The organism is Leptospira langatensis, assembly GCF_004770615.1.
Classification (GTDB): Bacteria; Spirochaetota; Leptospiria; order Leptospirales; family Leptospiraceae; genus Leptospira_B; species Leptospira_B langatensis.
On record NZ_RQER01000004.1, the window covers coordinates 687,290 to 714,163 of the forward strand.

Below are 26,874 nucleotides of genomic sequence, written 5' to 3' on the forward strand. Positions count from 1 at the left end.
CTAATCCGTTTTCCTCTAGAATATATCTCGAATAGACTCTCAAAACGATTCCTCCTTTACAGACCGACCGGAAGCCTCAGGCTTATTCATAATTACATTTCAGGATCTTTTCGATCCTCATTCCCTAGGATAAGACATTGTTCGAGAATATCAAAGCGATCCGAAAAAACGATCCCGCCGCAAAATCATATATCGAGATCATAGTCTGTTATCCTGGTTTGCATGCGCTTTGGTTCCATTCAATCGCGCATTTACTATATCGGATCGGACTTCCCTTAATCCCAAGGATGATCAATACATTCGCTAGGTTTTTGACCGGTGTCGATATTCACCCGGGTGCGAAAATTGCTCCAGGAATTTTTATAGATCACGGCCAAGGAGTTGTGATCGGGGAGACGGCCGAAATAGCAAAAGGCTGTCTGATCCTACAAGGGGTCACACTCGGAGGAACGGGAAAAGAAAGCGGCAAACGGCATCCCACTCTAAAAGAGAACGTGGTCGTCGGAGCAGGAGCCAAGATCCTAGGGAATATCGTCATCGAGACAAATGTGCGTATCGGCGCCGGTTCCGTGGTACTCAGGGACGTTCCTCCGGATTGCACTGTAGTTGGTGTTCCAGGCAAAGTAGTACGATCTAAGATCGATTTCGGAAAAGAAGGAGAAAGAATGCTAGATCACGGAGAACTTCCGGATCCAGTGGCCAGGGTCTTCTCCATTCTTGTGGAAAAAGTAGATACTTTGCAGAAAGAAGTAAACGAACTCTATGCGAGAGTCAATCTTTCCGAGAAAAAACCTGCCGAAAAGAAAGGAGATGATGAATTGAACGAATTCATCCATGGCGACGGAATTTAATTTCCAAACCAATTGTTTCGGATTTTTTTTGACAAGCTGTCTTGGCCCTTTAAGATTGCGCTACAATAAATATACGATTAGCATCGTCCTCGAGGGGTTATGAGATCCAAATTCTTTTCCGTTCTATTCTGCCTAACGCTGGGAGTCCTGGTTGCGATTTCCAATTGCAATCTTCTCGTAAACCATAACGATCTGTGTGCAAGTGACCTAAAGAATTACGACGAGTGTTTCACTCTACTATTAGCTACGGATGCCGGCTGCGGACAAGGGGTTGGGATCTGTACTCCTGCCTATGTTCAATTGGCAAAGACGATTTGCGACAATCGAATGAAGATCCAGGGTTGCCGAGCGAGCAGCAAGCCGTAAGCTTTTCGGGAACGATCCCAAACTGACTCATTGACTCCCTGATCCAAAAGTTCTCTATTGTAGAACGCTTTAGGGAGAAGAAACAAAAAAGCCTCCGAGATCGGAGGCTTTTCCATTTTAAGGTCTAAGATAAAACTCTTATTTTTTAGGAATGAAACAATCCACTCCGTCTTCTTTGAGTTTGGATTTCAAGATATCGGCTTTTGCTCTATCAGTGAAATCTCCCATTTGAAGAACGAACATGCCGTCTCTTTCGAACAAGTAAACCTTCTCACCGTATTCTGCAGAAAGGTTCTTTCTATAATCTTCTGCCAAGCGGCTATTTCTGAAAACCCCTACTTGGACCGTTTGTCCTTTAGGAGCTCCTTTTACTAACGGTGCCGGAGTAGCGACTTTCTTAGGGGTCAACTTTTCAGGTTTATTATTATCTTTTAATAAAGCGTCTTCGTCGTCCAGACCTTCCATGTCTTCGGATTCAGCGGCGCCCGAGCCTCTGCTTACTACAGTCAAACCGACTCTGGCAATCCCAACGTCTTTGAATTCCAAAGAGTCGGCTGCTTTCTCGGATAAGTCGATGATCCTGTCTTTTACGAAAGGTCCACGGTCGTTTACTTTCACTAAGACCTCTTTATCGTTCTCGAGATTCTTTACCCGAACTACGGAACCAAGAGGAAGATTTGGGTGAGCGGCAGTCAATTTGGTCTTATCGAAGATCTCACCGCTAGCAGTCGGCTTTCCTTGGAACTTAGAACCGTACCAAGAAGAATAACCAACTTCGTCGAACTCTCCCGTATTGCTTTGTTGTCTAGGAGGGGTCGTAGCCTTGACCGGCTTATTATCCGCTAAAAGATCGTCTAGTCCTCTTTGGCTCGAGGAATTTTTTGCCAGGAGTAGGTCTTTCTTTGACTCCTGGTCCATAGGAGCGATTTCCTTCTCGAAGAAAATCTCGGATGGATCTCCGGAAGCGCTGATGCTTCTCCGAGTTTCGGAAGATGCGCATGCCGTTACTGTTATCAGTGCAAAGATAGCGGCTATCTGTTTCATTTCTTGGACCTCTGTCTCTATGGTTTATTTTCGGAGGATTTTGAATTTTTCCTGAAGTTTTTTTCAGGTTGTATTCTATGGAAATTCGGTCGATATTCCTCTTATGGCCGAAGCCGATATCAAAAGAAAGTTCAACGAAGCTCTCAAATTCGAGAAGGAAGGTAAGATCTCCCAAGCGGCTAAGGTATACATAGAGATCTTGGGAATGAATCCCAAATTCCAAAAGGCTTACTTGAACCTAGGAGCCCTGTATTCTCGGACTGGAGACTCCGAAAAAGCCATCAAGACCTACCAAAAGGCCTTGGATTTAGGAAAGACCCCCGAATTATATTATAATTTAGGCGTAGAGCTATATAGACTCGGAAGCCTGGACGCCGCAGTAAAAGCCTTAAAGAGTTCTCTCGAGTTAAACAAACGATACCTGAATTCCCATCTCCTGCTTGCGTATTGCTACAAGCAATTGGAGAGACCCGAAAAATCGGAACTCTACTTAAAAAATGCGATCAAGATAGATCCGAAAAATAAAACCGCGCATGCGGCCCTGGCCACCATCTATTTCGATACGGAAAAATGGGAACAGGCGCTAGAGGCAGCCAATCTTGCTCTTCAGATCAATCCGAACGATGCGAGAATGGAGATCCTTCTCACGGATCTCCATGTCAAACTCGGAAATTATAAACAGTCTTTCGAGGCCCTAAAGAAAGTCACCACGAGCGCTCCCGGTTTCGTTCAATTCACGGACTCGATCAAGACCGCAAAGCAGAACCCGAAAAAAGAAGATAAACTTTTCTTCGATAATTTGGAAGTACTCACCCGTAAAAAGCTGAACGAGTTCAAAGATAAGCTAACCATGTCCAAGGAAAGTCCTGAGGATTTTGAAGCTCCCCAAGCCCAGGACGCGCTTGATCTTTCCCTCATGTATTTGTTCCATGGAGATACGGAACGTGCCTTAAAGTACCTGCTCTATGCTCAAAAAAATCTGCAAGAAAATCCTGCGTCCGAAGCTTCTTAATAGGAGCGCAAATCTAGTTCTATTGTTAGGGCTACTCTCCGCCTGCCAATATCCGATCCGAGATCACGAAAGAATAGAAAGCGATCCATATTTCGTATATCTTCCCGCTACGGATTATACCCAGGAAAAAGTGGAATCCGTCCAGACTCCTTGGGCCGCCAAGTCTCATAGAGGGAAGGCGATCCTTGCTCCTGATAAAAACAATCTAGGGATCCTATTCGTTCGGAACTCACTCTTGGATGATGCGGAGGCAGAGTTTATCTCCGCCCAGAAACTTCTTCCGAACAATCCGGTCCCTTCTCTCAATCTATTACGTTTATATTATATATTGGATGATATTTCGGACGCGAAGAAATTCATGGAGGACTTTCTAAAACAAAATCCTCCTCTCGAAAGAAAGAAATTCGAGAACCTACTCATAGGATCCAATAGGGAAGAGGAACTTGTTATTTTCAGAGACGCTCTTTCCACCATTCCAGGACAAGAATTGTATGCTTGGGAAGGGCTCGCAGATTATTTCTTCACTAAACAAGAATGGTCTAAGAGCTATTTCTATTTAGAGAAGATCCTGCAACAGAGTCCCTATCATAAGAACGCAAGAGGGCTCATGGTGAAGATGGCCAATATTCTGGAAAAATGGGACGATGTTCTGGTTTTTGGGCTCAGCCTTACAGGAACAGGAGAAAGAGTCCCAGAGCTTGAATACTATATGGCCCATGCTTACTATGAGAAGAGACGCTATTCCGAAGCTTTGGAGTGGATCCAAAAAGCTCCCGAATCCGAAAAGGAATCCATCGTCTTTTTAGAACTCTGGAAATCCTGTTTACTCGCCAAGAATCCGAGAGCGGATGTTTCTCCTCTTCTCCCTTATTTTAGAAAATTGAAAAGTAAGGGAGTGCAATTCTCAGAAGAAGATTTTTTTCCCACCCTCACTCCGGAAGGAAAAGAGGCAATGGATAGAAATATCTTTGGTCGTTAATAATCCGTATTTGTAAGTTCCCAGGTCTTCATCGCTCTCAAAAAAGAAATAGGGGAATGAGTTCGGATCATAGGAACTCCCTTGGTCCAGAGATACATCTCAGCGATGACGGTTGGGATCTCCCTTTCTTCCACAGACAAACCCCCGAGTCCATTTCCTAAGAAAGATTTCTTAGTCACGGAAACCATGAGGCTAGGAAACTCATCTAGTATCCGATCGATTCTAGAAAGAACAGAGAAGCTGACCTTAAAATCCGGACTTAAGAAAAAGCCCATGCCAGGATCAAGAATGATCTTTTCCTCGGACACGCCCAGAGCCTGAAAGGCCTCTTTTCTTTCCCGAAAGAAATCGAGTACCCGGAACAATACTGTTTGAGGAGTCAGATCAGAAGATCGATCCGCTTTATCCCCATGATCTTGGGAGAACATAGCAATGTACTTGGTGGGAAGATGAGAGAATTCTTTTACCAGTCTTAGGCTTTCTTCGTCTACAAATCCGCGGATATTGTTGATATAGTCCACGCCGGACTCTAAAGCCTTTCGCATCACGTACGGACGGAAAGTATCGATGGAGATCGAAACCTTCTGCTTTTTTAATTCTTGGATCAGGCCCTGCATTCTTTCCCATTCCAATTCTTGCGAGATCGGGGCGGCCTTCACATTGGAGGACTGGGCGCCGATATCGATCACGTCGGCCCCTTCTTCCAAGAGGGATCTTGCCTTGGCTAGCGCCTGGTCCTCTTGGAGATATTTTCCCCCATCCGAGAAAGAGTCCGAAGTAATATTCAAAACGCCGAATAGGATGGGTCTTGGAGGCAGAATCCTGGGCGGATTTCCATCCTTAAGAAGGGGTTCAGACTTAGTTTCCATCTTGATACTTACGGTCCTTCTTCCGATACTAAAACCAAATGCTGGAAAATCCAGGGATTTTCTCCGAGTAAAGGATCGCCGATGTTTTTTTCCAATCTCCAGAATCCGAGCAACGCGAGATCGCGAAATCTTCTATATTCTATCCTCGCCGGAATTCTTTTCATTTCCTTTCTTCCCTCGGATAGAGAGGCGCAGCCTATTCCTAGTCTCTTGGAAAGAAATTTCGGATCTCCTCTGAACACTCAGAATGACGAGTACAATCCGATCATCAGTCCTGATGGAAGATACTTAGTATTCCAATCCAATCGCCCGGGCGGAGAAGGAGAATCGGATCTATGGCTTTCCGAAAATGCAAACTATAAGAAAAGGGATGGAGAAGCGGATTGGAGAAAGCCGGTAAACTTGAACCAAGATATTTGGGAAAGGAATAAGAACGAACTCCCAGCCGGAGAAAAGAAATCCAAGCTATTCAATACGGATAAATTCGAAGGAGGGATCTCCATTCGTTTCGACGAATCCGGAAATCCTCTAGAGATCTTTCTCACTTCCGTTCGCAATGTAAGAGCGGATAGAGAAGGTCTGGATGCATTAGATATTTATTATACAAAACGTGACGATAAGACAAAACGCTGGAGCGATCTTATAGGGATCCCCGAGATCAATTCTAACTTTAACGAAAAAATGCCCGCGATCTCTCCCGACGGAAAGTATCTGGTTTTCTCTTCCGATCGCCCAGGCGGATCCGGAGAATACGATCTTTGGATCAGTCATAGAAATATTTCTACAAGTACTTGGTCTTCTCCGATCAATATGGGCTCTGAAGTGAACTCTAAATCCAGCGAGATCCTTCCTTATATTCATCCAGATGGAGAACAACTCTTCTTTTCCACAAATAGGGAGAACGATAGAAAGAAGTTTTCTTTGTTTAGGGTTTTCTTGAATCTCCCCGGCGATTCGGATACGGAAGATCCAGAAGATACATTAACTACCGGAAAAACAAATCTGCCTTATCCTGTTCCGGACCCGGGAAGCTTAGAGAAACTTCCACATCCTTTCAATTTAGAAAATTCCGAGGGAATCGATTCCGAAGGGATTTCCTTCGACCAGGAAGGGGTTTGGGCCTATATTTCCTCCAATCGAATGGGAGGATTGGGCCAATACGATATCTATCGCTTTCAAGTCCCGGAGAATATGAGGAACTCTTACGATGTTTCCTTCCAAGGATTGGTCTTGGACGGTTCCGAGCCGACTATGATCGGATTGGATGCAACAATCAAGATCATCGATACGGTTGGACCTCCTAGAACGATCACCTCTCGTAGAATAGGAGGAGACCTTTCCAAAGGAAATCCTACGAACTTCAAAACTGTTCTGAAGACAGGACGATTGTATAAGGTGGAAATTTCTTCTCCTGGATTTTATCCTACGGAGGACAAACTAGATCTGAGAGGAAATGTAGAGAGAAATAAAAAGATCTACAAGACTTATGTTCTTCTTCCTATCAAAGACGAAGAGAAAGGAAAAGTTACTTCAGTAACGGGTGACGCAAAGGGACTTAATGTTGCGGTGTTAGATGCCACCACTAAAGAGCCAATACCTGGAGCGCTCGCTACAGTGTTTACTCCTAAGAACAGACAGGGAGAAGCGCTTAAATACGACGGTTCGTCAAGAAATTTCCATTTTGAAATGATTCCTGACACCGACTTCGAAATTTTCGCCAAGGCTGAGAAATATATTTCCGAAAGTGTAAACGTAATTAGAAAAGATCTTAAACCCGGATCTACAATCACGATTTTTCTGAGAAAAGAATCGGACGTACCGGTTGTTTTAAGTACTAAGCTTTATTTTGAATTCAATAAGACCGACATAACGGATGCTCATAGCAAACAGCTCGATCTAATTGTGGACTATCTCAAGAAGAATCCGTCCGATAAAATAGAGATTGGGGGCCATACTGATAATATTGCTTCCAAAGAATATAACACCCGACTAAGCGGGAACAGAGCGCGGAAAGTTTACGATTATATTCGTAGCAAGGGGATCCAAGCGACTCGATTGAAAACGAGAGCATATTGGTATTCCAGACCCGATTTTGATAACTCTACCGAAAATGGTAGAGCTAAAAACAGGAGGGTCGACTTCCGCAAACTATAAGGAGTTCAGATGGAAGTCGAATACCGTTCCTTCCTACAATCACCTCGAGTTTGGGATACGATCCGTGATCCTCAAAAGATCGGATATATATTAAAAGAGTACGTACATAATAACGGACTCTTCTTGAAAGAGAATCCTTATAAACAGGAATTACATATCCTGCAAACCACTCCGGATGGTAAAATGCTGCTCAGACTGGATCCGGAGCAGGTAAACGAAGAAGGCGAACTCACAGTATATAAGACTTTAAGCAAGCATATGGAGATCGGGTTCAAAGTGGAATCCGTGAACCAAGAAGACGGCGTAGTCGTTTGCATTCCTGAGTACATCCGCATCGCGAAAGACGGAAGGATCATGCCAAGAGTAGAAGGACTGCAAGGCAAAGTTGTCGCGCATCGCTTTCATATGCTAAAGAAGGAACAAGATTCCACCAAGGTCCTGGGAACTTCCGGACAAATCCTCTTAACGGATCTGCATAAAAATATCCTAGCCGAATATCCTTACTCAAGACTCGTATTTCCTTCGGGAAGAGAATTGAATGTGGAACAAGAACTTGCAAAACGCACTGGTAAGATCATCTTTGTAAAGGAAGCATTCTCACTCGAACCAATTTCTAAAGAAGAAGCGAACGGATTCGATGTGATCGATTTAAAGAAAGAACTAGAAGAAGAACTGATTCTAGAAGACAGATTAAAAGCCTTCCGAATGGGAAAGATCCATTCTTTTGCTATATACCCTATCTATTACAAAGATCCTCTTGGACCTAAGCTTGTGGCTCTCGGTTATGCGGAGACGAAGGATAGGACTTTGGATCCTGCTATTCTTAAAAAGTACGCCGAGTTAGAAGAAGTATTTAACGAAAGGATAGAAGACTCTAATACTGTTGATCTTGATGTTCGTCAGAATGTGATCAATGCTTCCGAAGGAGGGATCCTTTTAGAAGTCACCGAATCCCAATTAGTGGAATCCTTTTTACACAAGCCGTTCTTTACTGCAGACCTGACTTTCAAGATGCAAGCGCCACTGAGATTCGCATTCAAAATCCGACATATTTCTCAGATCGGGGAAATTTATCTGGTCGGTGCAGAAATAGTTGGCTCCAACGATGCCAAGGCGAATATGACTCTATTAAAGAAGAATTTAAGCTTCATTAAGAGCGTCTAACAGGCTTTGGAAAAACAAAAATCCTTTTTACCCACTGCCCCTTACAAGGGCACGAGAGACTTTTATCCCGATGAAATGAGGTTTCGAAACTGGATGTTTTCCGTGATGCGGGAGACTGTCCAATCTTTCGGGTACCAAGAATACGATGGGCCCATTCTAGAATCCTTCGAATTATATCAGGCAAAAAGCGGGGAAGAGATCGTACAGAGACAACTTTACGATTTCGTGGACAAGGGAGAACGCCGTGTTGCGATCCGTCCGGAGATGACTCCCACTCTTGCGAGAATGGTTGCCGGAGAAGTGCGAAATCTTGCAAAGCCGATCCGTTGGTTTTCCATTCCCAATCTTTGGAGATATGAGCAGCCGGGAAAGGGCCGTTTAAGAGAACACTGGCAACTGAATGTGGATCTCTTCGGTGTGAATTCATATAGAGCCGAAGTAGAGATCATCCTGATCGCCGATTCCATTTTGAAGAAATTCGGAGCTCCAAAGGGAAGTTATCAGATCAAAGTCTCTCATAGAGGGATTTTGGATTCCTTCCTGGGCAAAAGCCTGGGTCTCGCTGCTGAAAAATCCCAAGCAGTCTCCAAGCTTTTGGATAAGAAGGCCAAGATCAGCAAAGAAGCATTCGAAGAAGAGATCAAAGTACTATTAGATAACCCGAGCAAGCAATTAGATCTGATCTATAAATATCTAGATAGTAATCTGAATACAGTAGGTGATCTGCCCGGCATCGATCCTTCTTCTGTTGAATTTATAAAGAATTTATTCTCCGATCTAGCAGGCCTGGGAGTAAAGGATCAGCTAGAATTCGATCCTTCTATCATTCGTGGTTTTGATTATTATACCGGATGCATTTTCGAGGTATTCGATACCAATCCTGAGAACAGAAGATCCTTGTATGGCGGAGGGCGTTACGATAATCTGATCGGCCTCTTCTCCAATGATCAACTTTCCGGAATAGGGTTCGGATTGGGAGATGTGACCTTCAAAAACTTTTTAGAAGGACATAAACTCATTCCCGACCTGAACAAAAAGAATGCCGTGCTCATCCCGATCATGGAAGAGAAACTCTTTCCCGAAGTCTTGAAACTCGCAGCAGAATTAAGAGCGGAAGGGATCGGAGTGGAGACCATGTTGGAATCCGCGAAACTTGGAAAACAGATCCAAACCGCGGAAAAGAAAGGCTATCAATTCCTATTATTTCTAGGAGAATCGGAAGTGGCGGAAAACAAAGTCCAGATCAAAGACATTATTTCTGGCTCTCAAGATTTGGTTTCTAGAACAGAACTTATTTCCGTATTAAGGAAATCCCTGCTTGGATAAGACAATCTCCGATAAGCTTTCCCTATTTGAAAGAATGGACTATGCAGTTGCTTTGTTCATTCGAGAGAATATTCATGGCCCGCGTTTGAATCGTATTCTTTCTCAGATCAACCGGGGAGAGATGATGCTTCTTTTGATCATTCCTTATCTGGCTTATGCGGCTTGGAATCATCTGCTACCTTATCCTTGGTGGATCGTAATTCCATATGCAGGCTTGATCGCATATGCGAACGATAGATCCGTCTTGGCATTGAAAAAGATCATCTCCAGAAAGAGACCTTTGATCACTGTCGCCGGAAAAGTGGATCAGAATCCGGACATGAAACATTCCTTCCCGTCGGCTCACGCGTCAAATTCCATGACTGCGGCCCTGGTGCTTGTATTTCTATTCGGTTTTCCGGAATGGTTTTTGGTTTTGAGTCTGATGGCAGGGATAGGAAGATTATTATCCCTGCATCATTTCCCCAGCGACGTGATCGGAGGCTGGGTAATTGGAACTTGCTTCGGAAGCCTTGGCCTATTTCTTGGCCGCTGGCTTCTTCCCGCTATTTTTGGAACCACCTAAAGCGTCCAAAGTTAGCTTATGACGGATCTCTCCATCATAAGTAATTGTGGTGGAAGAAATGATCTCGTCGTTCAGATCCAGATTTATCTTCTTCTCTTTCACAAGTAGTTTCAAGAAATTTAATACGTTCTTAGCGAACATCCTGGACGCATCGGAAGGAAGCGAGCCTGCCAAATTCAAGTGACCAACCACAGAAACTCCGTTCTTGGTAAGAACAGTCTTTCCGTGTTGGGTATACTCGCAGTTTCCTCCGTTTGGAGAAGCGAGGTCCACTACTACGGATCCGGCCTTCATTCTATCCACGATCTTCTTAGTGATAATGATTGGAGCTTTTCTTCCAGGGATCAAAGCGGTCGTGATGATTACATCCGCTTTGGAAGCGAATTTCTCGATCGCTTCTTGTTGGCGTTTTTTGTATTCTTCAGTTTGCTCTACAGCGTAACCACCCGCAGCAGCGGAGTGAGTCGCACCTTCGACTTCTACGAATTTAGCGCCTAAGGATTGGACCTGCTCTTTTACTTCGGGACGAGTATCGAATACATCTACAACCGCGCCTAACCTGCGAGAGCTCGCAATTGCTTGTAGCCCTGCAACCCCTGCCCCGATGATCAGAACGGAAGCCGGAGTGATAGTTCCCGCTGCAGTAGTCAACATCGGAAAGAATCGAGTGAGATGAGTAGAAGCGATAAGAACTGCTTTGTAACCGGACACGGTCGCTTGGGATGAAAGAACGTCCATGGACTGAGCGCGAGTGATACGAGCGATCGCATCCAAGCTGCTTACAGTTACTTTTTGAGAAGAAAGCTTCTTAATTACCTGAGGATTTACCGCAGGTTGGAACATACCTAAATAGATAGAGCCTTTCTTGATCTTAGAAAGAGTGGCTCCGTCAGCCAAATGAATGCTTACTAGAATATCAGCCCTCTTAACAACATCAGCTCTAGAAGCGATGCTTGCTCCGGCTTTCTTATAATCTTCGTCCGAGAAAAATGCGCCTTCTCCGGCAGCTTTTTCAACAATAACAGAAGCGCCGATTTTTTTCAGAGCGTCTACGACGTCCGGGGTTACGGAAACCCTTGTTTCTTCCTTAGCTTCTTTCAATACTCCGATATTCATACAGCCTACTCGAAAGTTTTTTCGGTTTGATCCCAGTTTAGGGGAAAAGTAGGTCCAGATTTTCTTGGCGAACGATTAATCCAAGTGATTTTTGAAGTATTCGACCGTTTTCCGAATTCCTTCTAACAAAGGCACTTTAGGTTCATAACCTAGTTTTTGTCTGGCTAAAGTCAGATCAGGCTTTCTACGGCTTGGATCGTCCTGAGGAAGTGTTTTATAAACAATCTTAGAAGAAGAGCCAGTCTCTTTTAACACTAGTTCGGCAAGTTCTTTTACGGTGAATTCTCCATCGTTGCCCAAGTTAACAGGCCCGTTGAAGTCTTGGGTATTCATCATCTTGATAATCCCATCCACCAGATCGTCGACATAACAAAAGGATCTTGTTTGAGAACCGTCTCCATAAACGGTGATATCTTTTCCTGCCAATGCCTGGACCACGAAATTACTTACAACACGGCCATCATCCGGAAGCATACGAGGTCCGTACGTATTGAAAATACGGACGACTCTGATATCTACTTTATGATTTCTGTGATAGTCAAAGCAAAGGGTCTCGGCGACTCGTTTGCCTTCATCGTAGCAACTGCGGATCCCGATCGGATTCACATTTCCCCAGTAGGTCTCTTTTTGAGGATGCTCCAATGGATTTCCGTATACTTCGCTTGTTGACGCTTGTAAGATCCTGGCCTTTACTCTTTTAGCAAGGCCCAACATATTCATTGTTCCAAGTACATTTGTCTTAATGGTCTTGATCGCGTTAGATTGATAATGAATGGGACTCGCAGGACATGCAAAGTTATAAACCTGATCCACTTCTAATCGGATCGCTTCCGTAATATCGTGTCGGATCAATTCGAAGCGAGGGTTCGAAAGGAGTTTTTCTATATTCTTCTTTCTTCCGGTGTGGAAATTATCCACACAAATTACTTCGTTTCCTTCTTGGATGAGTCTTTCACAAAGATGTGAACCGATGAACCCAGCGCCGCCGGTTACTAGAACTCTATTAGCCATCAACTCTCTCTATATTCGTAAATTCCGGCGGTAAAGGCTTGCCATTCAGATCCAAGCCTCTGCTTAGAAACCATTCCATTACTTCAGGTGTTACTTCACCAGGGAAAGGTGTGTCCATGCCAGGGACGGCTCCTTCTTCAAAACCGGAAGTCTCAACAGGAGCAGAGGCAGGACCAACCGCACGTTTCAATGAAAAGAATATGATGGATACGCTAAAAAAGGACCAGAGTAGAGCAATCAAATATCCCAAGAAGAGAACCGATTTAGGGACCGCTCCTCCAGGCACAGTTCCGGTTGCCCAATGAGCCAAGATGCCTGCGTCCGTATTCTGTATATTGTCCGTGAAGTCCAAGAGATCGTAAAGACTATAGAGACTCACACTAGTCCCTAAGAATACTGTGATGATCCGGTCCCATCCGAACGGAAGAAAGGAAGCTACGAGTATCAAAATGCCCCAGACTAGTCCGGTCCTTTGAGCGAGTCCACCAGCTGTAGTATATTTCAATGTGAGAAGCAGAACTGCTCCGCCTAAAAGAAGAAGAGTAGGACGAACCAAGTTTCCTTTGAAGCCTCGGTTGATCAGAAAGCCACCGACTAAGCAAGATCCCAAATAGCCCGCGGATACAACGAAAACGAAGGGACTCTTTCCGGACATAGGAGAAGCAACCGTTTGGCCCGCCTCATCTCCTTGTAGCTCTATCATCTGCACAGAGCCGCCAGAGATCAGAGTTGCGATCGCATGACCTGCCTCATGGATCAAAACCACAAAGTCCTTCAAATAAGAAACCCATCCGTGATTCCAATAGGAAAGAAGAGTGACTACGATAGCAAGTAAGAGTGCGAGGCGAAGAAACCGATTCTCCATACTATATTGAGTATCGGCTTTTTATAAGAGAACTCTCGCAGAAATGTCCCTGCAGGAAACTTATGCGAAATAGTTTTATTCAGTCGGTTTTAAAATGGCTTAAAATCCCGCCGAATTTTTCGGAATGTTCTAAAGTATCCTGTACAGAATATCTAATATTTTCAGAAGTCTCAGCAATGCTTTCTGCGCTATTTGAGATAAGGTTCATAGAGTCGGAGATCTCTCCGGCAGCTACCTTTTGTTGCTCGGAGGCATTGGACATCATTTTTCCGAGAGTCAGTACCTGATCCGAATTCGCACGGATCTCTCCTAGTTTTTTAGATTGTTCCTCTAAGAGAGTTCTGACTCTGGATGCGGAAGTATGGACTTCCTCTATATAATCCTGAAGGTTCTTAAATACGTTTACGGATTGGCCTACTTTCAGAGCTCCCTCTTCGACAGACGTGGAAGTACTTCTTACAAGATTCGTAATGTCTTTAATGCTTAATTTAGTTTGTTCCGCTAGTTTAGAGATCTCATCTGCAACCACCGAGAACCCTTTTCCTGCTTCTCCCGCCCTTGCGGATTCGATAGAAGCATTTAAGGCGAGCATATTCGTTCTCTCCGAGATGCTTGTGATGATCCCCACGATCTTATTGATCTGATTCGAGAAGGACTTGATCTCTTCCATAGAACGAATGGCTTCATTAAAGATCTGTTTGGCCTGGTTCGCCTTTCCGGCAACATCTCCTGTTTGAGTCTCCAAATTCTCCATTGAATGAGAAGTCTCACCCAAAGAAATATCTATGGAACCGATGCTCGCGTTCACATTAGACAAGCTTCTGGTCTGCTCGCTAATTGTGAGAACGATCTCTTCTATCGTCTTAGAAAGCTCTTGAGAAGCTGCGGCAGTTTCTTCGACAGAAACCACTTGCTGCTGTGAACCGTTTTGGAAAGACTTGGAAGACTGAAAGAGTTGTTGGTATAAATTCAAATTTTTTTGGTAGTTCTCTTTCATTTGAACGAGAAGCCCCCAAAGACTGATGGTCATACAACGGATATCGGAATAGATCCGATCCACGCTTTGGTTCCCTTCCAGTCTGGGAATATCCGTATTTAAATTCCCGTTTACGATCTTTACTACGATCTCTTGGACTTCTCCCATCTTTCCGCGTAACCGAAGAACGGATCGAACCAAGAGAAAGACTCCCAAAAGGATCGAAAGATGAGCAATGACTGAGATAAGAGGATCTTGATCGAAAAGTTTTCGTAGAGCGTAGAGAGAAGGGATCAGAATAAACCCGAGTACACTAAAGGCTAAGATAGCCGAGCCGAATCTGTCTGCGATTTTCTTATAGAAAGAAGAAAGGAAACCGCCTATCTTGTTTTGGCGGTTCATCTGAGTATATAGTTTGTCAGCTTTCTCTATATGTTTTCGAGCCGCTTTCTTCCGGACCGACATATAACCGGTGATGATCCCGTTTTCCAAAACCGGGGTGACAGTAGCATCCACCCAATAATGATCCCCGCTTTTTGCGCGGTTCTTCACGATCCCGTTCCAAGGACGACCGCTTTGTATAGTGTCCCAAAGATCTTGGTATATAACAGGAGGAAGGTCTGGGTGACGAACGATATTATGAGGCTGTCCTAGCATCTCCGCTTCCGAGAATCCGGAAATTTCGGCGAAGTCCTTTGAGACATAGGTAATCCTACCCTTGGAATCGGTTCTGGAAATAATAACTGCGGTCTCGCTAAATTGGATTTCTCGACCTGTAATAGGAAGATTCTTTCTCATATTTTCCGTTCTAAGTTTTAATCTTTCAGAGTATAGTACATTTGGCGACTATTGATTAATTTGGGGTTTCTATGTATGGCTCTGATCTATATAAAGTGACTATTCATATATAATCTTTTTTGCTTATTCCTGAAAGGACAGGTCGATCGACCGTAAGTCTATTTTACAAAAACAAGATATGCTTGAACACAGCCTGCGATCCCGCCTAAAAAGGCGCCTAAACTGATCAAGGTGGCTTCGTCTTCTTTAAATACGGAATGCAATAGTTGCTCAAATTCCGCAGGCGGAAGAACGCTTAGGTTCTCAAATACCAACTTTTCTATCTCTAGACGCCCTTCTATATAGCTTTTCATTCGTTCGGCGGCTTCAGGAACAAGTTCTAAAATTGAACCGCAAATTTTTTCCTTTATCTCGTTCAATTTTTCGGAACCTAGCAAGAGAGAAGCGTACGGGATCTTGGATTTCAATTTTTGATCTAGGAGATCCTTGGTCTTACTGAGGAGCTCCGAGATGATCAGGTCTCCTCCCTTCTCCTTGAATATGATCCGAATTAAATTTTCAGGATTCAACACACGAGATGAGATCACAGAAGCAAATTCCCTCGAAACATCTACTTGGCGTTTTAGAAAAAGACCTTGGTATTTAAATATTATAAAATCCTTCACTTCTAAAGGAGAGAAGATCATCAGGATCGCAAGCCAGTTCGTAAAGTATCCTACAAAGATCCCCATCGCAGGCATGGTCCACCACTGATTCAAGTAAGTAAGAAAGGCGACCTGCACGCATCCGATCAGAAAACCGAAATAGATCCCGGAGCGTACGATAAACTTGAACTCCGGACCCCCGCATCGTCTGAAGATCTCGGTCAGGATCTTCGCGTTTTCTCCCGAAAGAGAGTCTCGGATGAGATCCTTGATCCGTAAGACTTGGTCCAGATCTTTTCCGAAAGCTTCATAGATCTCTTGTATCTTAGTAGGGATCTCTTCTCTAATCTCCTTTTCTAAGATCATTCTAGCCTCTTCAGGGAGTATAGACCAAAGAGCAGGACTTTCCGCTACGAGTATATCTCTTACTATGGATGCGGATTTTTCACCGATCTTGTCTCGGATGGATTCTGTGATCTGAGTTGGTTCTATCTTTTTATACAGATCGTAAGGCTTGATCAATCGATCTGTTAATATCTCCGCAATGAGTCCAGCCATCTTACCGGCATGTTTGGGAATGATCCCTTGCCAGCCGAAGATCCACCAGCCTTTGAATTTCAATGGAAAGAAGATCATCTGAACTGCAATGTAGTTTGTGATCCAACCGACAAAGGAACAAGTGATCAGGATAGAAGCAATTTCCACATATGAGTCCTTCATCGCACCGCAGCTTACTAGAATGCAAGCGGACAATTCAAGAAGAAATAAAGCTGGGAAAGATGGCTTTGTCTTTTAATTTGTAAAATATCGGAACAAGATCCTATGGAACTCAGAACTTCTCTCTTCGTTTCCTTTCTCATTCATTCGATCTTTTGCTTCCTTCTTATCTTTGTTCCATTACATAAAGAAGAAGTCTCTGAACAGATCCGACTCCAACTGAGCAAGGGTCAGATACCGAGTTTGTTCTTTCATCTTCCTCAAAATGAAGGGCAGGGGCAGGAAGCATCTAAGTTAGGCGGCCTTGCAGGAACTCCCGAAGCGGAGATTGAGAGATTCAAGAACGAGATCCATTACCCGCCTGCAGCCTTGGAGCAAAGACTGGAATCGGATTGTTCTTGGGAATTGGAGATCGGACCGGAGGGCATCGCTAAAAAGATCCGAACAGTAAAAGGCTGTAAGTATCCGATCTTTGAAAGTCATTTCAGAAGAGCAGTTTCTAGCTGGAAATTTCAACTACCCGAGGGAAAGGTCATACTTATTCCGGTATCGTTCCGAATCGAATCAGATGAATGAGATCCAAAAATCTTGGTATGCCGTGTATACTCTTTCCCGTTCGGAAAAGAAGTTGGCCCAGGAATTATCCAAGAAAGGAATATCGAATTATCTTCCCCTTCTCTCCGAACGTAAACGGTGGTCCGATCGGATCCAAACCGTTCAAACACCTCTGTTCGCCTCCTATGTATTCGTGAACGTCGATATCCGAACCGAAAAATTAAAGGTACTGGAGACATCCGGTGCTCATCATTTTTTATCCGTTTCCGGGATCCCTCATCCGATCCCGGATGACGACATAGAGAATACCCGGATTTTTGTAACGGAATATCCTGATAAAATAAAAATAGAAAGAGAAGAAATGATGCTCCCCGGTAAACCTGTATTAATCACAGGCGGTCCCTTTAAGGGAAGGAGAGCCTTGGTAGAAAGAAAGGGAAATAGATCTTCCATATATGTTTCTATTTCCGGGATCCAAACTCGCATCTCATTGGAATTGGATCATGAGATGCTGGAAACCGGTGAGGAGAGTTAGAGTTGAGTGATATATTAGAAAAAGTTAAAAAAGCCCTGGATACTGAAATTGAGGCGATTGCCCATTTTAGACAGAATCTGGATCCGAATGTGGAGAAGGCGGTAGAGATGATCTTTTCATCCAAGGGAAAGACGATCATTACCGGTGTGGGTAAATCGGGAGATGTGGGAAAGAAGATCGCATCCACACTTTCATCTACCGGAACTCCTTCCTATTTCCTGCATCCCTCCGACGCGGCCCACGGGGACGCGGGGATTATCGCTCCCAACGACGTGGTCGTTGCCATTGGCAAGAGCGGAGAAAGCGAGGAATTACTGAACCTTCTTCCAACCATAAAAAGCATCGGTGCTAAGCTCATCGGACTGACTGCCAATCCGCAGTCTAGACTAGCATTGGACTGCGACCTAGTGGTCCTCACTCCAGTTTTGAAGGAAGCCTGTCCCTTGGAATTAGCTCCAACTTCCAGTACTACAATCGCATTGATGTTAGGTGATGCCATCGCAATGGCTCTCATGGAACTCAGAAATTTCCAGAAAGAGGACTTCGCACTCTATCATCCTGCAGGCAGACTGGGAAAACGTCTCTCCTTGAAAGTGGACGATGTAATGCGGAAAGGAGAGGCACTCGCGAAGATCCATCCGGATGCGAACCTAGATGAAGTTCTTTCCGAGATCACTACCAAACTCGTAGGTGCGACCGGAGTCGTAAATCCGGAGGGAGATCTCTTAGGCTTCATTACCGATTTTGATATCCGCAAACTCCTGAAAGAAGGCAAATTCGATAAGAGCACAAAGGCAAAGGATATGATGAATCCGAAGCCGATCGTATTTGAAAGCGGGATCATGGCCTACGATGTATTGCAATCTATGGAAAGAAGAGAAAAGCCGATCTCCGTGGCCCCGATCCTTTCTAAGGATGGAAAATTGCTCGGGATTGTTTCTATCCATGACTTACTGCAAAAGGGTCTATAAGATAAGACAATGCCTTTGCCCGGAAATCAGAAAATCCACATAATACTTACTCTAAATGAAGAGGAGTTCTTCGGTTTGGAAAAGAAACCGGAGGCGGATTTTCTAGAGATCCGTTTGGACCAATTTTCTTCCAAAGAAGGAAATGCGAACAAGATCCTAAAGCAGATCGAAAAGCTGAACGCTGCCTGCGTTCTAACGTATAGACAACCCGAAGATTCGAGTTTACAAAGCGTAGGCATCTGGACCCAGGAAAATGTACTACCCCTAATCAACGGCCTAGAATCAGAAAAACATTATATAGATCTGGAGCTGGATAAGGACAATTCCATATTCACGAATTTGGATGAGAGCCGATTCGGGATCATTCGTTCCATTCATAACTTTTCAGGTGCTCCAAGTAGAGAAGAGCTCCTATTCTATCTCAATCCTGTCATGGAAGAAGTTTTAGCAACTCGTAAGACAGAGCTTCCTTTTGAAAGGATATTTAAGGTAGCTGCCTTACCGAAATCTCAAGCTGAGATAAAGAGCTTCTTAGAATCTTGTTCTTATATAGCTTCTCAATGTGCAAAACAGAATATGCCCATCGGATTTTGCGGGATCCTAATGGGAGAAGAAGGGCAGGAATACAGGATATTTCCGGAAAGGATAGGATCCCAATTTACATATTGTTGTCTCGGAAAGCCCAAGGCGCCCGGGCAAGTGGACCTGAAAACTCTCTTGGAAAAAAGATCCAAGTAATCAGTCGTCCGAAGAACCTTCTCCATCTTCCTTGTCGGCGTTTGGCTCGACTTTCTTAGGATCTCTAGTTCCGCCTCTTGTTTCTAGGAATTTACGGAAGTTCTCGTTATTAGAATATTTTTGGAATGCCTTGTCTCTTTCGGCAGAACCCCAAAAGGAAGAATTAGTATTTCCTGCTTTTTTGATATAAGACATTGCCTCGTCTATATCGTCTTTGCCTGCAAAGCACTTCGCGAGCAGATAATATGCGGCAGCTGAATCGCTTACTTTCTGAAGGAGGCCGATCGCCCTATCCGGTGAGCCGGTATAGTAGTAGGTCTTTCCTAAATAGAATCTGTATTCTCTTAATTCTTCTTCGTCAGGTTGAACAGATTGGAAATAACGGAGTGCTTTTTGGTATTCCCCATTATTCGTATAATAGCGAGCCAACTTCAGGATCCCGTCGTAATAAACATCCGGAAGATCCTTCATATCAGGATTTTCCTTTTCGATCGCGGCACCAACTTCTTTTAGTAGATCGTATCCTTCCGTTTTTTGTCCCAGTTGGATCTTGCAGAGACCGATATACATTTTGATCTCTCTGGTCCTTTCTCCAAACTCGAGTGCTTTTTCAGCGTTCTTGATCGCACCTTCGCAATCCTTAAGCTGCCATTTGATCTTGGTCAGTCCGATCAATGGTTGGACCGTATGTTTATTATTGTATGCCTTGCGATAATATTTGGCCGCTTCCTCAAAATCTCTCTTTTTATGATACGCAGCAGCCTGAGTGAGATGAGTGAAATGTAAGAGTTTTTCTCGTTCGGAAGGGATCTTAGGTTCTACTTTGTTCAGAACTGCAATCGCCTCGTCGTATTTTCCATTGCGGACCAGAACTGCCCCGTATTTGTATCCGAATTCTATATTGTCCGGTTCTTCGGACACAAGGCTTGCGAGTAATTTCTCGGACTTAGAGAATTCTTTTTCATTATAATAAGATAATGCAAGCTGCCATTGGATATTCTTGTTCGACGGATTCTGCCTTAACTTCTTTTCCAGACTGGAAACGCTTTCCTGCTCCGAATCATCTTCGTGATAAACAGGTCTACGACTTCCTCCGGAAGAATGTCTCTCTTCTGCGGCAGCTCTGATCTTTTGGATATGAGTGAGATCCGGATCTATCTTAAGAAGGCGATTCGAATAAGAGATCACTTCTCCGTAGTCTCTTTGGTAATTATGATAGAGAATGATCTTGGTGAGAGAATTTACTAGATCTTTTTTAGCTAGGTTTAAGGAGACCGCTTTCTTGAAAGCTTGAATGGATTTAGTATAATCCTTTTTACTTTCGTAGATATAGCCCATATACATCCAAGCTTCTCCGGAACTTGGGTTGCCATCGTTGTATTTCTGGAATTGTTTTAAGGCTTCTGCATAATCTTTTCTGGAGTAAGCCTTCTTTCCATCCTTTAGATCCGCAAAGATAGGCGCAGATATAATAAAGATCAGAAGAAGGAGGAGTGAACCTGCTCCCGTATCGACCATGTTCGGTTTACAGGTTCTCCTCCGGTTATGGCGAGAAAAAGAAGGCATTTATCCAATTTTGGACGAAAGTCCTACGAATAAAGTGGAATTCTCCCTTCTTATGAGGAATTATTTATTTCCTAAAACTTCCGCCTTTCTCGCAGCTAGTGCTCTCGCTGCCCTTAAATTCACACTCATAGTGGTTATCTGAGGGTTTACAGACAAGCCTGTAGGATAGACAGAAGCATCCATTACGAAAATATTCTGATGTCCGTACAGTTGGAAGTCCATATCCACCGCTCCTTTCTCGGGAGAATCGGCAGCTTGGATGGAACCGTGAGGGTGAGCGGAGCCTACCGCAATCCTACCTGGCTCTATACTCTTCTCCAAGATCCAATCGAATTTCGAATTCTTATCCACTGGCATAGGTTCAGTCATATCTGGGAATGGGAATACGATCGCCTTTGCACCTGCGGCAACCTGCACTTCTGCGAGAGACTTAAGTCCTTTCAGTAGATTCTTTCCGTCGGTAGGAGTTAATTCGAAATATACCTTTCTTCTTCCTAAAGACCATTTTACGGAAGCATTCGCCTCACCGTCTGCTCCGTCCCGAACGAGTACGATACCACCGCTCATGTTCGGATACTTCTTCATTACATCGAATTGCTGTTGTCCATAGTAAGGAACAAGGGAACTCGTAAGAGTAGGGCGGAATGGGGCTACTTCTAACCAATATCCATAACCGGTATTGTCCTGGTTATGACCATCTTTGATCACTGCGGATTGCGGAGGGCCAGAGAACATATTGATCTTCTCGTCGAAGATCGCAAAGTTCACGCTAGTCGGATGGACTTTTAAGTTCCTTCCCACCCAATCGTTTCCAAGGCCAGACCTCTGAAGAAGTGCAGGTCCTTCGATAGCGCCTGCGCTCACAATCACTACGGAAGCCTCGATCACCATTTTTTCTATGATCTGATTAGGAGCCTTTTCATATGCGTCCGGAGTAAATTCTGCGATAACCGTTTTTACTTTTCCATCTTCCTTGATGTACTGTGCTCTCATATTGGAGATCACAGTCGCTCCGGCTTCGATGGCATCCGGGATCCAAGTCAAGAATGCGGATTGTTTCGCATTGATCGGACAACCCAAACCGCAGCGGCCAAGACCGATACAACCTCTATTATTATTCTTTAATACTTCCGGATGCAGACCTAAAGCCTTTCCACCCTTCATAAGAGTATTGTTGTTCGGGTTGATCAGGTTGGGAGGGACCTCGTGAACCCCGATCCTCTCATGTACTTCGGAAACGAATGCATCCATTTCCTGCCTTCCATAATTCTTCCAACCGAAACGTTTGTCCCATTCATTGGTCACGTAATCGGGAGGATAGAGAGAGGTCTGCCAGTTCACAGTAGTGGATCCACCCACGGATCTTCCCTGTAAAATAGAAAGAGTTTGCTCTTCCGTAATGATAAAGCCTGCGTCTCTATAAAGACGAGCCTGAGAAAGAAACTCGTCTCCCGTAAATTTCGCGGGAGTAAAATAAGAACCTTCTTCGATCAGGATCACTTTCCAGCCTGCTTTCGCAAGAGTGGCTGCGACCACCGCTCCTCCGGCCCCGGAACCGATGACTACTGCCTCGGTCTTCAGTTTCCAAGTGTCCTTGATCCCTTCTTTTTTTATGATCTCCGCATGTTTGTTCGGAGTAATGATCTGATCGTTTGCAGCAGGAATTCCGCCCATCTTCTTAGCCCTCGTAGCCTACTAGTTTAGAATAATCTTTTTCCATGGACACAAGGAAGAAGGATAACTGACGCATGATATTATATGCCCCGCGCTTTAAGGAAAGTGAGGAATTCTTCCAAGAAAGAAGTCGCTTCTCGCGATTTTCCTTAGAAAGTCCTGCAAGAGAAGTAGGAGAGAAATCCAGAGCTAGAGAAACAAGAGTAGAAGTCGGTAAGAAAGCCAATAGTTTCAATACGGATTCTGTCTCGATTGGATACGGATGTCCGTAGATATACTTGTCCGCGGCAACGCCTAGGTCAAATCCTTGGATCGGATTCCCAACCAGAAAGACTTCCTCTAAAGACTTGAAAGCCCAGTACTGATCGTCACTTAACCCGTGTAACTTAGGAACAGGACCTGATTTACAAGAAGCTTGAGGAAGGAGAATCGCGGAGATTGCCGCGGTCTTGAATAAGAATTTAAGAAAGCGACTACGAGAGACTCTTTCATCCAGAAACGATTCCAACTTTTTACTCCTCAACTCTGTTCGAAAAACAGAGTTTTATCGTAACGAATGTTTTGGAATATGTTTTACTTTTGTCTATCCTTTCTTTTGGAATTTCTTCATCTTAACGTAAATTTTGATTTCTTCGAAATCAATTCGATCTAGTTCGACTTCAAAAGTTTCTCCTAAAGAATACTGTTTGGTATATTTCTTAGAGTAGAAAGAGAAGTCTGTCTCTGCCTGCAGTTCGCCTTCGTCGGTAAATTCGATTGCAGAGATCACAGCCTCTACTGGAGGATTGTTTAATTCCACAAATGCAAATGCAGATCGGAATCCTACAAGAGTTGCAGTGAATTCTTTAAGTCCTGTTTTCTCCAAGAACCTGCAAGCCTTGAGTTTATAATAATCCCTTTCTGCGTCGGTTGCCTTTCTTTCTTCGTGAGAAGTATGGAGTCCCATAACCTTGATTTCTTCGGCATCGTACGGATTCTCATCGGAAAGAAGAATGCTCTCCAAAACTCTGTGACATACAAGGTCTGGATATCTGCGGATCGGAGAAGTGAAATGGCAATAATCCTTAAAGCCAAGTCCCCAGTGGCCGAGTTGCTCTCCGGAGTAGTATGCCTGCATAAAACTTCTTAATAGAGAAATATTAAATAATCTCTCGGCAGAACTTCCTTCTAATACATGCAACACGGAACGAATGGATTCGTAACTAGTATCGTGAAGTTGCTTATTGATCCCATTCAAACGTAAGAAGGAATTCAGCATTTCCAGCTTTTCTATGTCCATGGGTTCGTGAACGCGATAGAGAGTGGGGCGGTCCTTCTTACGGATGAACTCCGCCACCTTGATATTAGCGGAAAGCATGAACTCTTCGATCAGGATATGTGCCTGCAATCGATCTACAGGTTTGATCTCGACCACATTATGCTCCGAATCTGTGACCACCTTAGTCTCTTTCAGATTTAGATCCACTCTTCCCGAATCCAAACGTCTCTTGCGAAGAATATTAGCAAACTTCATCATCTGGAAGATCCAATTCTTAGGATCTTCTTCTTGGATCTCCTTCTCCGCTTTGTTATAGGTATAACGTTCTTCTACTCGAATGACGGACTTATAGAATTTTGCGTGAAAGATATTTCCACTCCAGTCCGCTTCCATCTCGACCGTAAATGCCAAACGATTCTTTTGAGCTACGAGACTACAAAGATTCTCGGAGAGCTCTGGAGGAAGCATGGGAACCACTCTACTTCCTAAATAGACGGAAGTTGCCCTTCCGTAAGCTTCCGCATCCAGATCGGAGCCGGGCCTTACATAATGAGAAACGTCAGCGATATGCACATAGAATCGGATATTCTTACCTTCGTCTATAAAGGAGATCGCATCGTCAAAATCCTTGGAATATTCACCGTCTATGGTAATGCATTTGAGTTCTCTTAGATCTACTCTAGAATTCCAATCATCTACCGAGGATTCTTCTACTTCGTCGGGAAGCTGCTCCAGTTTCACTTCTTCCGGATAAAGAATATTATAATTGTATTTCATAAGCATTCTCATCAGATCCGTGTCTTCCTTGGTATCCGATTCGAAGCGAACAAAATGCACCTCGTATAGATTTCTCTCTTGATCCGAATCTTCTTTCAGAGTGACTACGATCAAGTCTCCGGTGGAGATCTCATCTTGAAGATCTTGCAATAAACTCCTACGAGGAAGAAACCCTTCTTTATGGTCCCCATCCATATCTAAAAAGGAGCCGATGATAAACTTAGAACTCTTCTCTGTGACCTTCATTCTATAGAGTTCTCTTCCTCTACGAATGATAGAGACCACTTCTCCTTCTAACTTTCCTTTACGACCAATGCCTGTAGGTAGGATCTCTACCAAGTCTCCTTGGATCGCGGACGAAGTATACTGGCTCGGGATAAAGACTTCTGTGCCCGTAGTAAGTTTTGCGAAGCCATCTCCCTTCTTGCTTAAAGAGATCGTTCCTTGCAGGGTTTGGCTTTCTCGAACAATGATATTCTTTCTCTGGATCTCTATTAAGCCTTCCTTTTCGAAGAAGGTGAGTATCTCTTCGGCGGAACGCTTCTGTTCCTGAGCTTCCCATCTCTCTCTACGATATCCTTTCTTCTGACCTGCATGAGCAATAAACTTGGAATAGACTTCTTGCAAGGAGAGGACTTTGCCCGCCTTGGATCTAAAGAATTTTAGTAGTTTGCGACCGGGTTCATGTTCTCTTTCCCAATCCTGTCCTCCAAATCTCCGATCTCCATGTCTAGTATGATGACCGGGAACGTGGGATTCCCTATTTTTGTGAAATGGCTTCTGCAGTTTCTGGGAAAAAGATTCCTTTGCAGACTTAGGAGATGCATGTTCCTTCTTCTTGGGTTCTTCGTAGGTCTCTACAGGCTCGACTTTATGGGTTTCGATCTGTCTTTGCTTCTTTTTCCCTTTTGAAGAAGTAGACGTACTTACAACTTTCTCTTCTGTAGGAAGGATCTCGAATTTCTTGGACCGAGAGCTTTTATGGTCCTTCTTCTTTTTGGAAGATGATTCTCTCTTAGATTTAGGTTCCGTTTTTGACGTTACGGTTTTTTTCTTTTTGGTTACCGAACTATCGGTTTTCTTTTTTTCTTTCATGTATAGTATACCTTGGGTTTATCATCCGCATACGTTCCGCGGAGATAATGGGGAACCAAGCGATCATACGAATAATCCGCCGGGTTCGAAAGCGCCTTCGTGAGCTCATTCGCTTTTTCTAATAAACTTGCCATTGGGGAAGGTAGGTTCTCCTTCATTCCTTGGCCAGGATACAGATCCGGAGAATCCGTAAATTTCAGTCCTGTAATATAAGATCCTAATCTATCTTCGGGTATTTTCTCAGGGATTAGGTCCGGAGGAATATCCAAGGTACCGCAGTACCCTCTGGAATCTCTCAGTCCGAAATATATTTTAGACTGCTTCGCTTCTATAGAAACGGAAACCGCGGTCTCATTCTCCGTAAAGTAATGCGCTGTATATATCTCTAAACTATCGAACCCGATTGCTGGAATATTCCAGATCTGCGAGAGATTTCGGGCAGTTGCGACTGAGATACGAATTCCTGTAAAGGAGCCCGGACCTAAAGCAGTCACGATCAGATCCGGTTTTTCCCAATTCGCTTTTTGAAGACAATTGCGGATCTCCGCAATCAGAACTGTGGAAGATTCTCTGTTATGCAATTCCTCATACTTGGAGAGAACGTTTAGTTTTCCGTCTTCTTCTCTAGAATAACATCCTACCAGGATCCAGGTGTTCGTTGCGTCAAAGAATAGGATCTTATTCATTTAGACTTCTCCTGTGAGGAAAACTCGAAGGAGAGGTCCAGATCATTCCATTCAGGACCAAGCAGCTCAATTTCCATATTTCTGGTCTCTTCTTCCTCTTCTTCAAGGGAAATTCGGATCAGAAATTTATAATTCTTTAATTCGGACTCCGCCTTCTCCCACCATTCTATAAGAGAGATTCCTTGTTTTCCCCAGTATTCCTCGAAACCAAGGTCGGAGATCTCTTCCGCAGAACCCAATCGATACAGATCGAAATGATATACCTTCAAGGATTCCCCGGAAGAGTTCTTGGTATTCGGAAAAGGATATTCGTTCATCAATGTATAGGTAGGAGAATTCACGAACAAGGTAGATCGATCCGTTCTATCTTGCAGGAAATCGAGCAGTGAGTTTACGAATTTTGATGTGAAGGTTGTCTTTCCGGACCCCATTTTTCCGGAGAGAAGAAGAATAGGATATTGCCCCCGACTCCAAACCTGTCCGGCCAAACGGGAAAGGTAGATCGCCGGTATTTCAATTTTTTCTAATGTAAGGTTCCGAAACTGTTTCCGCATTCCGCCGT

The 26,874-nt window shown here is 44.0% G+C and carries 25 protein-coding genes; 12 read left to right on the forward strand and 13 right to left on the reverse strand.

All coding sequences use genetic code 11. From position 1 onward, the window contains the following. Positions 1 to 137: 137 nt before the first annotated feature. Positions 138 to 851: a serine O-acetyltransferase gene (gene cysE / locus EHO57_RS07360; RefSeq protein ID WP_135644323.1), complete on the forward strand. Its 714-nt coding sequence runs from the start codon at positions 138 to 140 to the stop codon at positions 849 to 851. Positions 852 to 950: 99 nt separating this feature from the next. Continuing rightward, positions 951 to 1,217, forward strand: coding sequence for a hypothetical protein (locus EHO57_RS07365; RefSeq protein ID WP_135644324.1), 267 nt, complete (start codon positions 951 to 953; stop codon positions 1,215 to 1,217). A gap of 138 nt (positions 1,218 to 1,355) precedes the next feature. Here the strand turns inward: EHO57_RS07365 and mpl36 are convergent, their stop codons facing one another. Then, a complete protein-coding gene (mpl36, locus tag EHO57_RS07370) occupies positions 1,356 to 2,261 on the reverse strand; it encodes an RlpA family plasminogen-binding lipoprotein MPL36 (protein WP_135644325.1) in 906 nt (301 codons plus the stop codon). Between the two features lie 103 nt (positions 2,262 to 2,364). Here mpl36 and EHO57_RS07375 point away from each other — a divergent pair, with 103 nt between their 5' ends. Both EHO57_RS07375 and EHO57_RS07380 read left to right on the forward strand, forming a co-directional pair. After that, positions 2,365 to 3,273: a tetratricopeptide repeat protein gene (locus tag EHO57_RS07375; RefSeq protein WP_135644327.1), complete on the forward strand. Its 909-nt coding sequence runs from the start codon at positions 2,365 to 2,367 to the stop codon at positions 3,271 to 3,273. Further along, positions 3,227 to 4,252, forward strand: coding sequence for a tetratricopeptide repeat protein (locus EHO57_RS07380; RefSeq protein ID WP_135644328.1), 1,026 nt, complete (start codon positions 3,227 to 3,229; stop codon positions 4,250 to 4,252). Before EHO57_RS07375 ends, EHO57_RS07380 begins: the two co-directional genes overlap by 47 nt. Here the strand turns inward: EHO57_RS07380 and folP are convergent. Further along, positions 4,249 to 5,121 carry a dihydropteroate synthase gene (folP, locus tag EHO57_RS07385; protein WP_135644329.1) on the reverse strand — a complete coding sequence of 291 codons (873 nt, stop codon included), beginning with the start codon at positions 5,119 to 5,121 and terminating at the stop codon, positions 4,249 to 4,251. The genes EHO57_RS07380 and folP overlap by 4 nt on opposite strands. A gap of 81 nt (positions 5,122 to 5,202) precedes the next feature. Here folP and EHO57_RS07390 point away from each other — a divergent pair, with 81 nt between their 5' ends. Genes EHO57_RS07390 through EHO57_RS07405 form a run of 4 tightly spaced genes read left to right on the forward strand, consistent with a single transcriptional unit; the run spans position 5,203 to position 10,330 of the window. Then, positions 5,203 to 7,275, forward strand: a complete 2,073-nt coding sequence (locus EHO57_RS07390) for an OmpA family protein (protein ID WP_135644330.1) — start codon at positions 5,203 to 5,205, stop codon at positions 7,273 to 7,275. A 9-nt stretch (positions 7,276 to 7,284) separates the two neighbouring features. Further along, positions 7,285 to 8,439 (forward strand): DUF1577 domain-containing protein, encoded by a 1,155-nt coding sequence (locus EHO57_RS07395; protein ID WP_135644331.1) that lies wholly within the window; start codon positions 7,285 to 7,287, stop codon positions 8,437 to 8,439. A gap of 6 nt (positions 8,440 to 8,445) precedes the next feature. Beyond that, entirely contained in the window at positions 8,446 to 9,765 is a 1,320-nt protein-coding gene (gene hisS / locus EHO57_RS07400; protein WP_135644332.1) for a histidine--tRNA ligase, read from the forward strand. 34 nt (positions 9,766 to 9,799) lie between these two features. Further along, a complete protein-coding gene (locus EHO57_RS07405) occupies positions 9,800 to 10,330 on the forward strand; it encodes a phosphatase PAP2 family protein (protein WP_135645432.1) in 531 nt (176 codons plus the stop codon). Here EHO57_RS07405 and EHO57_RS07410 read toward each other — a convergent pair. The 5 genes from EHO57_RS07410 to EHO57_RS07430 all read right to left on the reverse strand — a co-directional run bounded on the left by EHO57_RS07410 (position 10,283) and on the right by EHO57_RS07430 (position 16,460). Beyond that, positions 10,283 to 11,446: a Re/Si-specific NAD(P)(+) transhydrogenase subunit alpha gene (locus EHO57_RS07410; RefSeq protein ID WP_135644334.1), complete on the reverse strand. Its 1,164-nt coding sequence runs from the start codon at positions 11,444 to 11,446 to the stop codon at positions 10,283 to 10,285. The two genes, EHO57_RS07405 and EHO57_RS07410, sit on opposite strands and share 48 nt — an antisense overlap. A 75-nt stretch (positions 11,447 to 11,521) precedes the next feature. Further along, the gene (locus EHO57_RS07415) at positions 11,522 to 12,457 is read right to left on the reverse strand and encodes a UDP-glucuronic acid decarboxylase family protein (protein ID WP_425460769.1); all 936 of its coding nucleotides are present in this window, start codon (positions 12,455 to 12,457) and stop codon (positions 11,522 to 11,524) included. Then, positions 12,450 to 13,322, reverse strand: coding sequence for a M50 family metallopeptidase (locus EHO57_RS07420; protein ID WP_135644336.1), 873 nt, complete (start codon positions 13,320 to 13,322; stop codon positions 12,450 to 12,452). Before EHO57_RS07420 ends, EHO57_RS07415 begins: the two co-directional genes overlap by 8 nt. 79 nt (positions 13,323 to 13,401) lie before the next feature. Then, positions 13,402 to 15,096: a methyl-accepting chemotaxis protein gene (locus tag EHO57_RS07425; RefSeq protein WP_135644337.1), complete on the reverse strand. Its 1,695-nt coding sequence runs from the start codon at positions 15,094 to 15,096 to the stop codon at positions 13,402 to 13,404. A 158-nt stretch (positions 15,097 to 15,254) separates the two neighbouring features. Further along, positions 15,255 to 16,460 carry a DUF445 domain-containing protein gene (locus EHO57_RS07430; protein ID WP_135644338.1) on the reverse strand — a complete coding sequence of 402 codons (1,206 nt, stop codon included), beginning with the start codon at positions 16,458 to 16,460 and terminating at the stop codon, positions 15,255 to 15,257. Between the two features lie 102 nt (positions 16,461 to 16,562). Here EHO57_RS07430 and EHO57_RS07435 point away from each other — a divergent pair, with 102 nt between their 5' ends. From EHO57_RS07435 to EHO57_RS07450, 4 genes are all read left to right on the forward strand, one after another. Continuing rightward, positions 16,563 to 17,033, forward strand: coding sequence for an LIC_10042 family TonB-like protein (locus EHO57_RS07435; protein WP_135644340.1), 471 nt, complete (start codon positions 16,563 to 16,565; stop codon positions 17,031 to 17,033). Beyond that, a complete protein-coding gene (locus EHO57_RS07440) occupies positions 17,026 to 17,547 on the forward strand; it encodes a UpxY family transcription antiterminator (RefSeq protein WP_135644341.1) in 522 nt (173 codons plus the stop codon). The genes EHO57_RS07435 and EHO57_RS07440 overlap by 8 nt, the downstream gene beginning before the upstream one ends. Positions 17,548 to 17,549: 2 nt before the next feature. Next, the gene (locus EHO57_RS07445) at positions 17,550 to 18,518 is read left to right on the forward strand and encodes a KpsF/GutQ family sugar-phosphate isomerase (protein WP_135644342.1); all 969 of its coding nucleotides are present in this window, start codon (positions 17,550 to 17,552) and stop codon (positions 18,516 to 18,518) included. 75 nt (positions 18,519 to 18,593) lie between these two features. Further along, on the forward strand, positions 18,594 to 19,256 hold the full coding sequence (locus tag EHO57_RS07450) for a type I 3-dehydroquinate dehydratase (protein WP_342776454.1): 663 nt from the start codon (positions 18,594 to 18,596) through the stop codon (positions 19,254 to 19,256). Here the strand turns inward: EHO57_RS07450 and EHO57_RS07455 are convergent, their stop codons facing one another. From EHO57_RS07455 to tsaE, 6 genes are all read right to left on the reverse strand, one after another. After that, on the reverse strand, positions 19,257 to 20,774 hold the full coding sequence (locus tag EHO57_RS07455) for a tetratricopeptide repeat protein (RefSeq protein ID WP_135644344.1): 1,518 nt from the start codon (positions 20,772 to 20,774) through the stop codon (positions 19,257 to 19,259). Between the two features lie 108 nt (positions 20,775 to 20,882). After that, complete coding sequence (locus tag EHO57_RS07460; protein ID WP_135644346.1) at positions 20,883 to 22,496, reverse strand: GMC family oxidoreductase; 1,614 nt, start codon at positions 22,494 to 22,496, stop codon at positions 20,883 to 20,885. 4 nt (positions 22,497 to 22,500) lie between these two features. Continuing rightward, positions 22,501 to 23,004, reverse strand: coding sequence for a hypothetical protein (locus EHO57_RS07465; RefSeq protein ID WP_135644347.1), 504 nt, complete (start codon positions 23,002 to 23,004; stop codon positions 22,501 to 22,503). 75 nt (positions 23,005 to 23,079) lie between these two features. Further along, positions 23,080 to 25,626 carry a ribonuclease R family protein gene (locus EHO57_RS07470; protein WP_135644348.1) on the reverse strand — a complete coding sequence of 849 codons (2,547 nt, stop codon included), beginning with the start codon at positions 25,624 to 25,626 and terminating at the stop codon, positions 23,080 to 23,082. After that, positions 25,623 to 26,312 (reverse strand): tRNA (adenosine(37)-N6)-threonylcarbamoyltransferase complex dimerization subunit type 1 TsaB, encoded by a 690-nt coding sequence (gene tsaB, locus EHO57_RS07475; protein WP_135644349.1) that lies wholly within the window; start codon positions 26,310 to 26,312, stop codon positions 25,623 to 25,625. Before tsaB ends, EHO57_RS07470 begins: the two co-directional genes overlap by 4 nt. Beyond that, on the reverse strand, positions 26,309 to 26,866 hold the full coding sequence (gene tsaE, locus EHO57_RS07480) for a tRNA (adenosine(37)-N6)-threonylcarbamoyltransferase complex ATPase subunit type 1 TsaE (RefSeq protein ID WP_135644350.1): 558 nt from the start codon (positions 26,864 to 26,866) through the stop codon (positions 26,309 to 26,311). Before tsaE ends, tsaB begins: the two co-directional genes overlap by 4 nt. Between the last annotated feature and the right edge of the window lie 8 nt (positions 26,867 to 26,874).

Excerpts from the sequence above, each read along its gene's own strand:
- EHO57_RS07365 (WP_135644324.1), top strand. The coding sequence starts at position 951 with ATGAGATCCAAATTCTTTTCCGTTCTATTCTGCCTAACGCTGGGAGTC.
- mpl36 (WP_135644325.1), bottom strand. The coding sequence starts at position 2,261 with ATGAAACAGATAGCCGCTATCTTTGCACTGATAACAGTAACGGCATGC.
- EHO57_RS07375 (WP_135644327.1), top strand. The coding sequence starts at position 2,365 with ATGGCCGAAGCCGATATCAAAAGAAAGTTCAACGAAGCTCTCAAATTC.
- EHO57_RS07380 (WP_135644328.1), top strand. The coding sequence starts at position 3,227 with ATGCTCAAAAAAATCTGCAAGAAAATCCTGCGTCCGAAGCTTCTTAAT.
- folP (WP_135644329.1), bottom strand. The coding sequence starts at position 5,121 with ATGGAAACTAAGTCTGAACCCCTTCTTAAGGATGGAAATCCGCCCAGG.
- EHO57_RS07390 (WP_135644330.1), top strand. The coding sequence starts at position 5,203 with ATGTTTTTTTCCAATCTCCAGAATCCGAGCAACGCGAGATCGCGAAAT.
- EHO57_RS07395 (WP_135644331.1), top strand. The coding sequence starts at position 7,285 with ATGGAAGTCGAATACCGTTCCTTCCTACAATCACCTCGAGTTTGGGAT.
- EHO57_RS07405 (WP_135645432.1), top strand. The coding sequence starts at position 9,800 with ATGGACTATGCAGTTGCTTTGTTCATTCGAGAGAATATTCATGGCCCG.
- EHO57_RS07410 (WP_135644334.1), bottom strand. The coding sequence starts at position 11,446 with ATGAATATCGGAGTATTGAAAGAAGCTAAGGAAGAAACAAGGGTTTCC.
- EHO57_RS07415 (WP_425460769.1), bottom strand. The coding sequence starts at position 12,457 with ATGGCTAATAGAGTTCTAGTAACCGGCGGCGCTGGGTTCATCGGTTCA.
- EHO57_RS07420 (WP_135644336.1), bottom strand. The coding sequence starts at position 13,322 with ATGGAGAATCGGTTTCTTCGCCTCGCACTCTTACTTGCTATCGTAGTC.
- EHO57_RS07425 (WP_135644337.1), bottom strand. The coding sequence starts at position 15,096 with ATGAGAAAGAATCTTCCTATTACAGGTCGAGAAATCCAATTTAGCGAG.
- EHO57_RS07430 (WP_135644338.1), bottom strand. The coding sequence starts at position 16,460 with ATGAAGGACTCATATGTGGAAATTGCTTCTATCCTGATCACTTGTTCC.
- EHO57_RS07435 (WP_135644340.1), top strand. The coding sequence starts at position 16,563 with ATGGAACTCAGAACTTCTCTCTTCGTTTCCTTTCTCATTCATTCGATC.
- EHO57_RS07440 (WP_135644341.1), top strand. The coding sequence starts at position 17,026 with ATGAATGAGATCCAAAAATCTTGGTATGCCGTGTATACTCTTTCCCGT.
- EHO57_RS07455 (WP_135644344.1), bottom strand. The coding sequence starts at position 20,774 with ATGGTCGATACGGGAGCAGGTTCACTCCTCCTTCTTCTGATCTTTATT.
- EHO57_RS07460 (WP_135644346.1), bottom strand. The coding sequence starts at position 22,496 with ATGGGCGGAATTCCTGCTGCAAACGATCAGATCATTACTCCGAACAAA.
- EHO57_RS07470 (WP_135644348.1), bottom strand. The coding sequence starts at position 25,626 with ATGAAAGAAAAAAAGAAAACCGATAGTTCGGTAACCAAAAAGAAAAAA.
- tsaB (WP_135644349.1), bottom strand. The coding sequence starts at position 26,312 with ATGAATAAGATCCTATTCTTTGACGCAACGAACACCTGGATCCTGGTA.
- tsaE (WP_135644350.1), bottom strand. The coding sequence starts at position 26,866 with ATGCGGAAACAGTTTCGGAACCTTACATTAGAAAAAATTGAAATACCG.